Below are 11,869 nucleotides of genomic sequence, written 5' to 3'. Positions count from 1 at the left end.
CTGCATCGCGCTGGCCGGGCCGTGGGGCGGCCGAGAGCACCCGGATGCCGCACACCGCCCGGCGTGTCAGTCCTGCGAAGCCTGCGGTGCCGTGCCGCCCAGATCGGCAGTGATGGTGCGCGTGGCGGTCATGAGCAGAGTGCCCAGATCGGGGAGGCGCTCGCGGGTGACCCGGGCCGCGGGGCCCGAGATGCTGACGGCCGTGGTGACCGCGCCGGTGTGGTCGTGCACCGGTGCGGCGACACAGCGGATGTCCTGCTCGTTCTCCACGTCGTCCACGGCGTAACCGCGTCGGCGGATGAGGTCGAGTTCGGCGCGCAGTCGGTCGGGCGAGGTGATGGTGGCCGGCGTGCGGGCGGGCAGGCCCGCCGCGATCACGCCGTCGACCACGTCGTCCCCGGAGTGTGCGAGGAACACCTTGCCGGTGGCCGTGCAGTAGGCGGGCAGCCGGCCGCCGATGCGGGAGTGCATGCGGACCGCGCGGGGGCTCTCGACCTTGTCGATGTACACGATCTCCGGCGGGTCGAAGCTCACCAGGTGGACCGTCTCGCCGCTCTCCTCCGCGAGCCGGTGCAGCACGGGCGCGGTGATCTGCCGGGTGTCGCGGCGCTCCAGATAGGCCTGGCCGAGCAGGGCGTTCTGCGGCCCGAGACGGTAACGGCCGGACTCCGGGTCCTGGTCGACCAGCCGTAGGTCCTTGAAGGGTGCGATCAGCCGCAGCACGGTGCTCTTGCTCATGTCCAGTCCGGCGGAGAGGTCGGTGAGCGTGGCGCCGTGCGGATGACTCCGCTCCTCGGCCAGGTACATCAGGATGCCGAGAGCGCGGCGCAGGGAGGAGGAGGCGTTGCGGCGGGGCGAGGTCTCGTCATGGGGGGCCATGCGCGCATCCTAACGTGCTGCATAGCAAAACGGCGTGTCACATATTGAAATCGATGGTTGACGGGTGCGAAAGGGCGGGGCTAGCTTCTGCGCAACGCATTACGAAACGTTGTTTTGCAATGCAGAACGTCACTCTTGATCGATGTCGATCGCCCCTCTCTTCGCCCTCCCCGCCCCCGTGTGTGCCCCCGAAGGGTGTTTCCTCATGAGATTCCGTCACCGTACCCGTTCGTTGATGGTGATTTGTGCCAGTGTGACCGCCGCCGCGTCGCTGTCCGCGTGCAGCTCTGCCAGCGGTACGACCGCGGGTGCCTCCGCGCAGTCCTCGACCCTCCAGCAGGTGATCAAGCGGGGCACGCTGAACGTCGCCAGCTGTCTGACGTTCCCGCCGTTCGGTTCGCTCAGCAAGGACAACAAGCCGCAGGGCTTCGACGTCGACGTCGCCACCGCGATGGCCACGGCCCTCGGCGTCAAGGTGAAGGTCGTCGACACGACCTCCGCCAACCGCATCCCGAACCTGCAGACCAAGAAGGTCGATGCGGTCGTCTGCAACTTCACCACCACCGCCGAGCGCGCCAAGCAGGTCTCCTTCAGCGACCCGTACATCGTGGCGGGAGAGACGCTGCTGGTGAAGAAGTCCAGCGGCATCTCGACGATCAAGGACCTCAGCGGCAAGACCGTCGCCGTCACCAAGGGCTCCACCAACGGCGACGCAGTCAAGGCGGGCAACCCCCAGGCGAAGATCCAGGAGTACGACACCTCCGCCGCGGCCGTCCTCGCGGTCAAGCAGGGCCAGGCCGACGCCATGGTGGAGGACTCCAACTTCCTCAACTACCAGGCCAAGCTGGACTCCTCGCTCAAGGTCACCAAGGACTCCGTCGTGCCGCTCGAGTACAACGGCATCGGCGTCCAGCTCGGCGACGCCACCTGGCTCCAGTGGGTCAACACCTGGCTGCGCGAGTTCAACACCTCCGGCCAGGCCGACGCCGTCTACAAGAAGTGGTTCGGCGTCAGTCGCCCGTTCCCGCTCAACCCCTCCTACTGAACGGCCCGTTGAGGAGTACGTATGCTCACCGACTGGGAGTACGCCCTGCGGGACTGGCACACCTACGTCGACGCGGCCTGGCTGACGCTGCGTCTGTCGCTGGAGGCCTTCGCCCTCGCGTGCGCCCTCGGCATGCTCGGCGCCGCCGCCCGCAGATCCCGTCACCTGGTTCTGCGGGCCTCGGCCGCCGTGTACGTCGAGGTCATCCGCAACACCCCCGTCCTGCTCCAGATGTTTGTCGCCTACTTCGCCCTGCCCTCCGCCGGGCTCAGGCTCAGCCCGGTACAAGCCGGGGTGCTCGCCCTCGGCCTGAACGTGGGCGCGTATCTCACCGAGATCTTCCGCGCCGGCATCCAGGCCGTTCCCGGCGGCCAGCGCGAGGCGGCCCGCGTCCTGGCCCTCGGCCAGTCACGCACCTTCGTCCACGTGGTGCTGCCGCAGGCGCTGCGCAACGTCTACCCGGCCGTGGTCAACCAGCTCGTCCAGATCATCCTCGGCTCGTCGCTGCTGTCGGCGATATCCGTCCCCGAACTCACCGGCACGGCCATGGTCATCAACTCCCGCACGCTGCTGACGGTTCAGGTCTTCGGCATCGCCGCGGTGTGCTACCTGATCATGACCAACCTGGTCGTGTTCGTGGCCGGCCTCGTCGGACGCGTGGCGTTCAAGCCGCCGTTGCGCCCCGCCGCCGTACGTCCGAAGCCGCTGGACGCCGTACGCCGACTGCTGCCGGTGCTCCCTCGACGCAAGGAGGCCTGATGGACTGGTCGGTCATCTGGTCCAACCGTGCTCTGTACGTCGACGGGCTGTGGTCCACCGTCCTGCTGTCGCTCGCGGCCATCGCCACCGCCACGCTCGTCGGTCTGCTCGTCGCGGCCGTGCGCACCAGCCGGATCCCTGTGCTGGCCCAACTCGCCCGCGGCTACCTGGAGGTGTTCCGCGGGACCCCGCTGCTGATCCAGATGCTCTTCATCTACTTCGGCGCCGCCTATCTGAGCGGGTTCGCCATCAGCGTCTTCGGCGCGGCCCTGCTCGCCCTCACCCTCTATCAGGGCGCCTACATCGCGGAGGTCTTCCGCGCCGGCATCGAGGCCGTCCCGCGCGGTCAGTGGGAGGCCTCCCGGGTGCTCGGCCTGAGCCGGGTGCAGACCTTCGGCGGGGTGATCCTGCCCCAGACCCGGGCGATCGTGCTGCCGCCGCTGGTCGGGCAGTACCTCTCCCTGATCAAGGACACCTCGATCGCCGTGGTCATCGGCTATGTCGAACTGATCCGCCAGGGACAGGCCGTCATCGACCGCGTCGGCGACCCGACGACCTCCTATCTCGCCGTCGCCGCCCTGTACTTCGTCATCTGCTACCCGCTGTCGGTCCTGGTACGGCGGATGGAGAGAAAGGCTGTCACCGCATGACCAGCACCCTCACGGACCGGCGGACGGCGAGCGTCCGCCTGACCGGCGTCCACAAGCGCTTCGGGGACCTGGAGGTCCTCAAAGGCGTCGACATCGACGTCGAACCCGGGGAGGTCGTCGTCCTCATCGGCGCCAGCGGATCCGGCAAGTCCACCCTGCTGAGGATCATGTCCGACCTGGAGCGCGCCGACAGCGGCGAGGTGTGGGTGAACGACGTCCCCCTGCACGACCGCAAGCGAGCGTCGGAGATCTTCGGTCATGTAGGCATGGTCTTCCAGCAGTTCAACCTGTTCCCGCACAAGACCGCGCTGGGGAACGTCACCCTCGCGCTGTCGAAGGTGCGCAAGCTGGGCAAGGCGCAGGCCGAGGAGCGGGGGCGGGCCGCGCTGGCCCGGGTGGGGCTCGCCGACAAGGCCGACTCCTATCCGGCCCAGCTCTCCGGCGGCCAGCAGCAGCGGGTCGCCATCGCCCGTGCGCTCGCCATGGACCCGGCGATCATGTTCTTCGACGAGCCGACGTCCGCACTCGACCCGGAACTGGTCGGCGAGGTCACCGGGGTCATGCGGTCCCTCGCCGAGGACGGTATGACCATGGTCGTCGTCACCCACGAGATGCGGTTCGCGCGGGACACCGCCGACCGGGTCGTGTTCATGGACGGCGGGGTAGTCCTCGAACAGGGGTCGCCGGAGCAGGTGTTCGGCAGTCCCGCCGAGGCCCGCACCCAGCAGTTCCTGCACCGGGTGCTCGACACGTGAGGGCTCGCGACAACGCCTCGGCGGAAGTCGTCTGCCTCGGCGAGACCATGGCCGTCCTCGTCCCGCCCGACGAGGAGCCCCTGGAACGACAGCACGCCCTCCGCCTGGAGGTGGGCGGCGCCGAGTCCAACGTGGCCTGCGGGCTTGCCGCCCTGGGGCACCGCGTGGCCTGGGTGAGCCGCGTCGGCGACGATCCGCTCGGCCGACGCGTTCTGGCGGACCTCAAGGGCCGGGGGGTCGACGTCCGTGGTGTCGAGATCGATCCGGACCGTCCGACCGGCGTGTATCTCAAGGACACCGGCCCGGCGGGCACCGGCACGTACTACTACCGCAGGGGCTCCGCGGCCACCCGCATGAGCGCCGGCCTCGCGAAGGCGTGCCACGCCCGGCTGCTGCACCTCAGCGGCATCACCCTGGCCCTTTCGGACAGCTGCGCGGATCTGGTCGCGGAGATCGTCGTCCGCAGGGCCGTCCCTGGCGCGACCGTCTCCTTCGACGTCAACCACCGCCCCGCTCTGTGGAGACATCGGGACCCGGCGACCGCCCTGCTGGAGCCGGCCCGCCGCGCCGACATCGTCTTCGTCGGACGTGACGAGGCGGAGACCCTCTGGGGCACCGCAAAGCCGGAGGAGATCCGCGACCTGCTCGCACCCGCCGCCGTCATCGTCGTCAAGGACGCGGAACGCGGCGCCACGGCGTACACCGCCGACGGTGGGGAGGTGTTCGTCGCCGCACCGGACTCGCGGATCGTCGAACGTGTGGGCGCCGGCGACGCCTTCGCGGCCGGATATCTCGCGGCCCACCTCGAAGGCAGAGGGACGGCGGTCGCCCTGCGTCTGGGCCATCTGATGGCCGCCGCGGCTCTGGCCACCGGCGGCGACGTGCCCACGGCACCCGACCGGGCCGAACTCGATGGTCTGCTCACCCTGGACGAGGAGGAGTGGTCGACGCTGCGCCTCGGCTAGCCCGCGGGCAGTGTCGGCTGGATCCGGCGCAGGAAGGTCGCGTTGTCCGGTGTCTCGCGCATGCGCTCCAGGAGGGTCTCGAGATTGGCCTGGCCGTCCCGGCTCTGCAGTGCCCGGCGCAGACCGTGCACCGTCGCCAACTCGGCTGAGGGCAGAAGGAGTTCCTCGCGGCGGGTGCCGGAGGGGTTGATGGCGACGGCCGGGAAGACGCGCCGGGAGGCGAGCTCGCGGTCCAGCCGGAGCTCCATGTTGCCGGTGCTCTTGAGCTCCTCGAAGTAGAAGTCGTCGGCGCGCGAGCCGGTCTCCACCAGGGCGGTGGCGAGGATGGTGAGCGAGCCGCCCTCCTCGGCCAGCCGGGCGGCGCCGAAGAACTTCTTCGGCCCGATCAGCGCCGTGGCGTCGACGCCACCGCTGAGGGTGCGGCCGTTGCCGGGGGCCGCGTTGTTGTGGGCCCGGCACAGCCGGGTCAGGGAGTCGAGCAGGATCACGATGTCCTCGCCGGCCTCGACGAGCCGCTTGGCCCGTTCGATCACCAGCTCGGCGAGCGCGATGTGCTCCTTCGGCGTGCGGTCGAACGTCGAGGCGTACACCTCGCCGCGCACGGAGCGCCGCATGTCGGTGACTTCCTCGGGGCGTTCGTCGAGCAGCACCACCATCAGGCGGCACTCCGGGTGGTTGCCGGCGACGGCGGCCGCGATCTGCTGGAGCAGGACGGTCTTGCCGGTCTTGGGCGGGGCCACGATCAGCCCGCGCTGGCCCTTGCCGACGGGTGCGATCAGATCGGCGACCCGCCCGGTCAGGCCGGACGCCGGGTGTTCGAGACGGATCCGCTCGCGCGGGTGCAGCGGAGTCAGGTCGCGGAAGGCCCGACGGTTCGTGCCAGGCGCGCGGCCGTTGACCCGGGCGACCTCGGTGAGGGCGCGCTGGCTGCCGCGCACCCCGTCGACGAGGTCCCCCTTGCGCAGGCCGAACCTGCGGATCAGTGCGGGGGAGACCTGGAGGTCGGTGGGCGAGGGCAGCAGGCCGGCGGTGCGCAGGTGGCCCTTCCCGCTCGCGTCGATGTCGAGGACGCCGGTGACGGCCCGGACCGGGGGCTGCTGCTGGACCGGAGGGTGTTCGAGAGTGGTGGTCATGGTGGTCGGTCCTTTCGAGGACGGAAGGCATGGGACATGCGGAAGGAAGGGGGGAAGCCGCGAGAGGGAAGGCGCGCAGCGCCTTCGGCGGCGGGAAACAGCACCCCGGGTGTGGCAGGGCCACTGATCACGAGGTGGTGAGGAGAAGCCGGTGCATCGACCGGCGAACTGAGGAGGAACTGGCACCGGCGCCCACAGCAGGGCGTACACAAGTGCTGTCGGCAGAGTAGCACGCGGCTGTCAGCGGTGGGCCAGAAGTCCGTAGAGAAGTGGGATCCGCGGCTCGGGAAGCCGCCACCAGCCGGACGGCGTGCGGTTCATGTGGGGCCAGCGGGGCCACGGCAGCTCCTCGCTCTCCCGGAGTCGCCGGACACTCAGTCCTGCCCTTGTCAACGCGCCCAGGACCTCACCTATTCCGTGCATCCACTCGTAGCTTTCGGTGGCCCCCTCGACGGGCGGGCCATCGGTGTAGGTGCGGGTCGCGTCCCGGTGCACGGGTCCCTCGCCACCCAGGTAGTCGTGGCGCAGCAGCAGCTCGGGTCCCTCGCCCGGGGCGGGCTTCGGGCCCAGCGAGTTGAGCAGCGGATGGAACTCGACGACGTACAACAGGCCGCCCGGCCGCAGCAGTTGGGCGATCACGCCTGCCCATCGCTCGAGGTCGGGGAGGTAACACAGGGCGCCCTTGCCGGTGTAGACGACGTCGAAACGCCGCCCGCCCAACGCCTCGACGGCGTCGTAGACGTTCGCCTGTACGTACTCGACGGCCACGTCCGCCCGCGCCGCGACGGCGGTCGCGGCCGCCACCGACGCCTTTGAGAAGTCGAGCCCCACCGCGCGGGCGCCACGGCGGGCCAGGGCGAGAGTCTCCGTGCCGAGATGGCACTGGAGGTGGAGCACGTCACGGCCGGTGAGGTCGCCGAGGTCCTCCCACTCGAAGGCGGCGAACCAGCGCTCGGGATCGAGGTCCTCGTCGAGGCCGTAGAACCGGCTGGCGAGGTGGACGGGGGTGCGGGCGTCCCAGTTGGCCTGGTTGGCCCGCATCAGCCGCGCGTGCTCGTCGGACGTCATGGCACCATCCAACCGCGAGCGGGCCGCGACGCGTCGCATACGAGCCATGCGAACGCCCGACGGCGATTCGGTGACGCATTTCTTGTTCCGGCGAGCGGCCCTCCCTGCGCTGCCGGCACCGCATCAGGGCGGTCTGGGACAAGGTTCGGCCATGGCCTCGGCCCGGTCGTGATCAGCACGGTGGCGATGAGCCTCGCCTCCTCCGCACTGGTCGGCTGGCTCTCCGGAGCCGACGCGGGCATGCAGGCGGCCGCCGGGCCTCTCGCCGTCGTCAACGCAGGCAGCGACAGCGCCCGGGCAGCCGCCCAGGACGCGCTCGCCCACGGCATGGCCGTCGGCGTGGTGATCTGCGGCTGCGCCCTGCTCGGCGCGCTGGTCACCCTGCTGCTGGTGCGCGGGAACGTGGCGCGTTCGACCACGGAGGCGGCGGTGCGGCCGACGGCCCGGGCAGCCGACGTAGAGACCGACATGAGAGGCCGGATCTCCGGCCCCTCATTTTTTCCTGCGCGTCGGTGTCGATTCGGGTCGGTCCTGTTCGTCGGGTGGGTGTAGGAAGCTCATGAGGACCGGGAGGATCCATGAAGTACATGCTGCTCGTCTGCGGCGACGACACCAACGACGCCTCGGACATGGCCCCCGTCGAACCCTGGGTCGAGGAACTCGGGGACCGTGGCGTACGGCAGCACGGGCACCGGCTCGCGCTGCCCGCCGACGCGGTCACCGTGCGGGTGCGCGGCGGTGAAGTGCTGCGCACCGACGGGCCGTTCGCGGAGACCAAGGAGTACGTCGCCGGCTTCGACATCCTGGAGTGCGACAGCCTGGAGGAGGCGATCGAGGCGGCCGCGAAGCACCCCGTGGCCACGGTCGGCGCGATGGAGGTGCGCCCCTTCTGGGAGGACGAGGATGCGGAGGGGGAGATCCGCCGCCTCGACGCCGAACTGACGGACGCGGCGCGCTCGGGCGACGTCGAGCGGGTGATCGCCTGCTACGCGTGGCACGCGGAGGTCGTGGAGAACGGCCGACACCGCAAGGGCGTCGAGGCGCTCCGCAAGGCCAGGGAGGCGGTGGGGCCGGTCAACCGCGAGGTGCTGGAGTTCCGGGTCCACGTCGACGAGAGCATCGCGTTCGGCCACGCCCTCATCCGCACCGACGGAAACCTGCTGCGCGTCACCACCGGCTACCGCAACGTCGGTCCGCGCTGGCTGATCGTCCACGAACACGTCACGGAGGCCACCTCATGAAGTACGCCCTGCTGATCTGCACCCCCGTGGGCGGCGCGGAACTGAGCCCCGCCGAGATCGCCGACGACCCCCGCTTCACCTCCTACATCGAGGAGGTCCGCAGCCGCGACCTCGTCAAGGGCGGCGCCCGTCTGCGCCCCGCCTCCGACGCCACCACCGTGCGCGTCCAGGGCGACGAGGTCCTGCTCACCGACGGGCCGTTCATCGAGTCCAAGGAGTACATCGCCGGCATCGACATCGTCGAGGTCGCCGACCTGGACGAGGCGATCTCCCTCGCGTCCCGGCATCCGGCGGCGCTCGGGGGCGGCTCGGTGGAAGTACGGCCAGTGTGGGAGTGACGGCTGAAGAGGCGGTCGCAGCCGCCTTCCAGGAGGAGTGGGGCCAGGTCGTCGCCACCCTGATCCGGGTGACCGGCGACTGGGACCTCGCCGAGGAGTGCGCCCAGGACGCCTTCGCCCAGGCCCTCGACCGGTGGCGGCGGGACGGCGTCCCGCGCCGCCCCGGCGCCTGGCTCACCACGACCGCCCGCCACCGGGCCATGGACGTACTGCGCCGGGAGGCGGTCGGGGCACGGAAACTACGGGAGGCGGCGATGCTCACGGCACCCGAGGAGCCGTACGACGACAGCGGCGTCCAGGACGACCGGCTGCGGCTGATCTTCACCTGCTGCCACCCCGCGCTGCACATCGAGGCCCGGGTCGCCCTGACCCTGCGCACCCTCGCGGGCCTGACCACACCGGAGATCGCCCGCGCCTTCCTCGTCCCCGAGGCGACGATGGCACAGCGCCTGGTGCGCGCCAAGAAGAAGATCCGCAACGCCGGCATCCCCTACCGCGTACCGCCCGCCCACCTCCTGCCCGAGCGCACGACCGGCGTGCTCGGCGTGATCTACCTGCTGTTCAACGAGGGGTACGCGGCCGCCTCGGGGGCCGATCTCGTACGTCGGAACCTGTGCGCGGAGGTGATCCGGCTGGCCCGCGTGCTGGCCCGGTTGATGCCCGACGAACCCGAGGCCCTCGGTCTGCTCGCGCTGCTGCTCCTGCACGACGCCCGCCGCGAGACCCGTGTGGACGCGGACGGCGAACTGGTGACGCTGGAGGACCAGGACCGCACCGCGTGGGACCACGCCGAGGCCGACGAGGGCGCCGCCCTGCTGGAGACAGCGCTGCGCCGCGGCCGTCCCGGGCCGTACCAGATCCAGGCCGCCATCGCCGCCTGTCACACCACCGCCGCCACGGCGAAGGACACCGACTGGGCCGACATCGCGGCTCTCTACGGCGAGCTGGTCCGCTTCGTGCCCTCGGCCGTGGTCCGCCTCAACCGCGCGGTGGCCGTCGGCATGGCAGAGGGCACGGACGCCGGACTGGCGCTGGTCGCGGAACTGGAGCGGGAGGGTGAGCTGAGCGGCTACCACCTGCTTCCGGCCACGCGCGCCGACCTGCTGCGCCGCAGCGGCCGTACGACCGAGGCGGCGCAGGCGTACGAGCGCGCCCTGGAATTGGTGGAGAACGACGCCGAGCGGCACTTCCTCGAAAAGCGCCTCGGGGAGTGTCGATCCACTTAACGGCCGTTCGTCGCTGCGGCGCTCCATGGGTGACGAGTGGCTCGCGGACCTGCTGGGCCGCCGCCGGATCTTCTTCCGGCGGCCGTCGTGCACTACGGGGACAGCAGCCGGGACGCGGTGGCGACGCACGCTCACGGTCGACGGGACCGAGACGTCTCAGGAGGCGGACGCGACCCTCGCCTCCGCCTCCCTCGCGATCTGCTCGAACCGCGCCCCCATGGCCGCCGCCAGGGCCTGCGCGCCCGACAGCGGACGGACCATCACCATCAGCCGGTCGATCAGGCCGTTCTCGTCGAGGTGGATGAAGTCGCAGCCGTCCAGCGCCCGTTCGCCGACCCGGGTCGCGAACACCAGCGCATGGTCGCGGCCGTCCTCGCTGCTCAGCTCACTCACATAGCGGAAGTCCTCGAAGACCTTGACGACAGCGCCCAGGATCGCCGCCGTGATGGCCTTGCTTCGACCGCTTCTCGAAACGCTCGCATCGAGCCTCCATAGTCAATTTGTTGAGTAGATTAATCACCTACTGCTAGCGTGTCCATATGTCGCTCAAGTACGCCGACTTCTGGCCCGCGACACCTCAGCAGCTCTACCGCGAGCTGGAACGACTGGCGCAGGACGGGCTGATCGAGGCCCGCGTGGTGCAGCAGGAACGCAGGCCCAACAAGCGGCTGTTCACCCTCACCGAGACCGGTCGACTCGAGCTGAGCGCGTTCGCCGCTGAACCGCCCCGCAGACCGGCCGCCCTCCGCGACGAGTTCCTGATCAAGATCCAGGCCATGGACGGCGCCGACCCCGAGGCCACCCGGGCGCTGATCGAGGAGCGCATGTCCTGGGCCCGCGGAAAACTCGCCCGCTACGAGCGCGTACGGAAGAGGCTCCTGGACGGCCGCACCGAAGAGCACTATCTCGCGGAGGCCGAGCGGATCGGCCCCTACCTCACGCTCATCGGCGGAATCGCCTTCGAGACGGACACCATCCGCTGGTGCGAACGCGCTCTTGCCATCCTGAATCGCCGCGCTCCCCTAAGCTGACGCGGATGTTCAGCCCAGAAGGCCCCAGCTTCCGTGAACTCGCCGTCCAGGCGCTGTCGTCCGTCGAGCGCGGCTACGACCTGCTCGCCCCCAAGTTCGACCACACGCCCTTCCGTACGCCGGACTCGGTGCTGGACGCGGTCGCGTCCGCGCTCCGCCGCATGGGCCCCTTCGACGCCGGGCTCGACCTGTGCTGCGGCACCGGCGCCGGAGCCCGGGTGCTGACGCGGGTCTGCCGGGAGAGTGTGACCGGGGTCGACTTCAGCGCCGGGATGCTCGACGTGGCCGGAAAGCGGACGCGGTCCGGGGGGCCGCGCGTGTCCTGGGTGCGGGGTGACGCGCGTGCCCTGCCGTTCGCCCCCGCCTCCTTCGACCTCGTCGTGAGCTTCGGGGCCTTCGGGCACTTCCTGCCACCCGAACTGCCCGGCCTGTTCGCCCGGACCCGCGAGGTGCTCCGGCCGGGCGGCACTTTCGCCTTCCCGGTCGTCGCCCCTCCCCGCCCCTCGTCTCCCGCCTACTGGACGCTCCTCGGTTTCGATGCCGCTATGCGGGTGCGCAACGCCCTCTGGCGGCCGCCGTTCGTCATGTACTACCGGGCCTTCCGGCTCGGGGACGTACGACGGGAACTGGAAGGGGCCGGCCTTCGCGTGGAGCTGTACGCCCTGCCCGAGTTCGGCGTGCGCCGGGACGGCAGCCCACGGGTCCGGATGGTCGTGGCGCGGCGTCCCGTCCAGGCGGCCAGGACATCCACCGTGTCCGGGCCGTCGTGAATCGTCGCG

At 70.5% G+C, this 11,869-nt stretch carries 14 protein-coding genes and 1 pseudogene; 11 read left to right on the top strand and 4 right to left on the bottom strand.

Annotation, left to right across the window (positions count from 1 at the left end; all coding sequences use genetic code 11):
* Positions 1-66 precede the first annotated feature (66 nt).
* Positions 67-879 carry an IclR family transcriptional regulator gene (locus tag QF027_RS04725; RefSeq protein ID WP_306985732.1) on the bottom strand — a complete coding sequence of 271 codons (813 nt, stop codon included), beginning with the start codon at positions 877-879 and terminating at the stop codon, positions 67-69.
* Positions 880-1,132: 253 nt separating this feature from the next.
* Between QF027_RS04725 and QF027_RS04720 the strand changes: the two genes are divergently transcribed.
* The 5 genes from QF027_RS04720 to QF027_RS04700 are packed head-to-tail and all read left to right on the top strand — an operon-like array spanning position 1,133 to position 5,053.
* A complete protein-coding gene (locus tag QF027_RS04720) occupies positions 1,133-1,924 on the top strand; it encodes an ABC transporter substrate-binding protein (RefSeq protein WP_306985734.1) in 792 nt (263 codons plus the stop codon).
* Positions 1,925-1,945: 21 nt separating this feature from the next.
* Positions 1,946-2,683, top strand: coding sequence for an amino acid ABC transporter permease (locus QF027_RS04715; protein WP_307072833.1), 738 nt, complete (start codon positions 1,946-1,948; stop codon positions 2,681-2,683).
* On the top strand, positions 2,683-3,333 hold the full coding sequence (locus tag QF027_RS04710; RefSeq protein WP_307072831.1) for an amino acid ABC transporter permease: 651 nt from the start codon (positions 2,683-2,685) through the stop codon (positions 3,331-3,333). The genes QF027_RS04715 and QF027_RS04710 overlap by 1 nt, the downstream gene beginning before the upstream one ends.
* Entirely contained in the window at positions 3,330-4,088 is a 759-nt protein-coding gene (locus QF027_RS04705; protein ID WP_306985737.1) for an amino acid ABC transporter ATP-binding protein, read from the top strand. Before QF027_RS04710 ends, QF027_RS04705 begins: the two co-directional genes overlap by 4 nt.
* The gene (locus QF027_RS04700; protein WP_307072829.1) at positions 4,085-5,053 is read left to right on the top strand and encodes a sugar kinase; all 969 of its coding nucleotides are present in this window, start codon (positions 4,085-4,087) and stop codon (positions 5,051-5,053) included. Before QF027_RS04705 ends, QF027_RS04700 begins: the two co-directional genes overlap by 4 nt.
* On the opposite strand, the gene rho is transcribed toward QF027_RS04700, so the two are convergent.
* Entirely contained in the window at positions 5,050-6,186 is a 1,137-nt protein-coding gene (gene rho, locus QF027_RS04695; RefSeq protein WP_307072827.1) for a transcription termination factor Rho, read from the bottom strand. The two genes, QF027_RS04700 and rho, sit on opposite strands and share 4 nt — an antisense overlap.
* Before the next feature lie 240 nt (positions 6,187-6,426).
* The gene (locus QF027_RS04690) at positions 6,427-7,254 is read right to left on the bottom strand and encodes a class I SAM-dependent methyltransferase (RefSeq protein ID WP_307072825.1); all 828 of its coding nucleotides are present in this window, start codon (positions 7,252-7,254) and stop codon (positions 6,427-6,429) included.
* A gap of 168 nt (positions 7,255-7,422) precedes the next feature.
* Between QF027_RS04690 and QF027_RS04685 the strand changes: the two genes are divergently transcribed.
* The 4 genes from QF027_RS04685 to QF027_RS04670 are packed head-to-tail and all read left to right on the top strand — an operon-like array spanning position 7,423 to position 10,059.
* Entirely contained in the window at positions 7,423-7,806 is a 384-nt protein-coding gene (locus QF027_RS04685) for a hypothetical protein (RefSeq protein ID WP_307072823.1), read from the top strand.
* A 26-nt stretch (positions 7,807-7,832) separates the two neighbouring features.
* A complete protein-coding gene (locus QF027_RS04680; protein WP_307072821.1) occupies positions 7,833-8,495 on the top strand; it encodes a YciI family protein in 663 nt (220 codons plus the stop codon).
* Entirely contained in the window at positions 8,492-8,833 is a 342-nt protein-coding gene (locus QF027_RS04675) for a YciI family protein (protein WP_307072819.1), read from the top strand. Before QF027_RS04680 ends, QF027_RS04675 begins: the two co-directional genes overlap by 4 nt.
* Entirely contained in the window at positions 8,830-10,059 is a 1,230-nt protein-coding gene (locus tag QF027_RS04670; RefSeq protein WP_307072817.1) for an RNA polymerase sigma factor, read from the top strand. Before QF027_RS04675 ends, QF027_RS04670 begins: the two co-directional genes overlap by 4 nt.
* A 156-nt stretch (positions 10,060-10,215) precedes the next feature.
* Here QF027_RS04670 and QF027_RS04665 read toward each other — a convergent pair.
* Positions 10,216-10,512, bottom strand: a pseudogene (locus QF027_RS04665) (nuclear transport factor 2 family protein); the annotation flags it as partial.
* Between the two features lie 86 nt (positions 10,513-10,598).
* Here QF027_RS04665 and QF027_RS04660 point away from each other — a divergent pair.
* The gene (locus tag QF027_RS04660; RefSeq protein ID WP_307072816.1) at positions 10,599-11,090 is read left to right on the top strand and encodes a PadR family transcriptional regulator; all 492 of its coding nucleotides are present in this window, start codon (positions 10,599-10,601) and stop codon (positions 11,088-11,090) included.
* A gap of 5 nt (positions 11,091-11,095) precedes the next feature.
* The gene (locus QF027_RS04655; protein ID WP_306985759.1) at positions 11,096-11,860 is read left to right on the top strand and encodes a class I SAM-dependent methyltransferase; all 765 of its coding nucleotides are present in this window, start codon (positions 11,096-11,098) and stop codon (positions 11,858-11,860) included.
* The last annotated feature ends 9 nt before the right edge of the window (positions 11,861-11,869 follow it).

Source organism: Streptomyces canus, assembly GCF_030816965.1.
Classification (GTDB): Bacteria; Actinomycetota; Actinomycetes; order Streptomycetales; family Streptomycetaceae; genus Streptomyces; species Streptomyces canus_E.
The sequence above is the reverse complement of the archived record's forward strand: the minus strand, read 5'-3'. Positions and strand labels throughout refer to the sequence as shown.